1 protein-coding gene is annotated in these 366 nt (G+C 39.6%); it reads right to left on the bottom strand.

Annotation, left to right across the window (positions count from 1 at the left end; translation table 11 throughout):
- Positions 1 to 366: hypothetical protein (locus CQA62_RS06980; RefSeq protein ID WP_428839060.1), on the bottom strand; the 366-nt coding region annotated here is incomplete at both ends.

Genomic DNA, 366 nt, shown 5'->3' on the forward strand with positions numbered 1-366 from the left:
TTCCTGTAAGAGTGATTGTGTTAGAACTTGAATAACCACCAGATGTGGAGATTCCACCAGTGTTGGTGATTGATCCTGCCTCAATGACATTTTTCCCTCCAGAATTAGCGGAGATTCCTCCCTCTGTAATTTCAAGGGTTCCAGTATCACCTAGTTTAATAGTGTTGATATTTCCAGCTGTCTTATAGCCATTAGCAGCACTCAAACGTGTTAGAGTAAGCTTAGTAGTTTGATTGGCTGTAATTGTATTTGTACTGTTAGTGTTACCATTACCATTTGTACTAACTGCACCTAGAGTGGATTGATTTGTTCCTGTAAGAGTGATTGTGTTAGAACTTGAATAACCACCAGATGTGGAGATTCCAC

Source organism: Helicobacter cholecystus, from assembly GCF_003364215.1.
GTDB classification, from domain to species: Bacteria; Campylobacterota; Campylobacteria; order Campylobacterales; family Helicobacteraceae; genus Helicobacter_G; species Helicobacter_G cholecystus.